This window comes from Duganella sp. GW821-FHT01E12 (assembly GCF_059422325.1).
Genome location: NZ_JBWKWR010000031.1, coordinates 1 through 647, shown reverse-complemented (window position 1 = coordinate 647; position 647 = coordinate 1). Strand labels below are relative to the sequence as shown.

The following is a 647-nucleotide window of genomic DNA, read 5'->3' as shown; positions in this document are numbered from 1 at the left end:
TGAACTGACCCCAAATAGTTGGACGGTATAGTTTGCTAAGCAGCCAAGGGCTGAGTTCTGTATTGCACAGGACTCAGCCCTTTTAGTTTGAGTTTGATGCGGTGATGATTATAGTAGTGGATGTATTTTTTGATACCCTTTTGTAGCTCGTCGACGCTACCGAATTTGTTCAGATAGAAGAACTCGGATTTGAGTACGGCGAAAAAGCTCTCCATTGCCGCGTTATCGAGGCAGTTTCCTTTGCGAGACATGCTTTGTTCCAAGCCCCTTTGACGTAATGCCCGCTGGTATGCCGGCATCCGGTATTGCCATCCCTGGTCAGAGTGCAGCAGTGGTTTGTCATGGGCCTTCAGTTTGGCCAATGCTTTCTTGAGCATTGAGCCCACCAGTTCAAACATGGGGCGCCTAGCCGTTTCAAAGGCGATGATTTCGCCGTTGTACAAGTCCATCACTGGCGATAGATAGAGCTTTTCGCCAGCAACGTTAAACTCGGTCACGTCCGTTACCCATTTCTGATTAGCTGCCTTGGCCTGGAATTGGCGCTGCAGCACATTGGCGGCCGCGTGCCCCACTTCGCCTTTGTACGAACGGTACTTCTTGGGGCGCACCAGAGACTTCAGACCCAGTTGGACCATTTGACGCTGCAC

1 protein-coding gene is annotated in these 647 nt (G+C 50.9%); it reads right to left on the bottom strand.

Annotated elements, in window-relative coordinates; translation table 11 throughout:
* Positions 1-35 precede the first annotated feature (35 nt).
* A partial coding sequence (locus tag AC07WS_RS30340) for an IS3 family transposase (RefSeq protein WP_494732639.1) occupies positions 36-647 on the bottom strand: 612 nt, incomplete at its 5' end.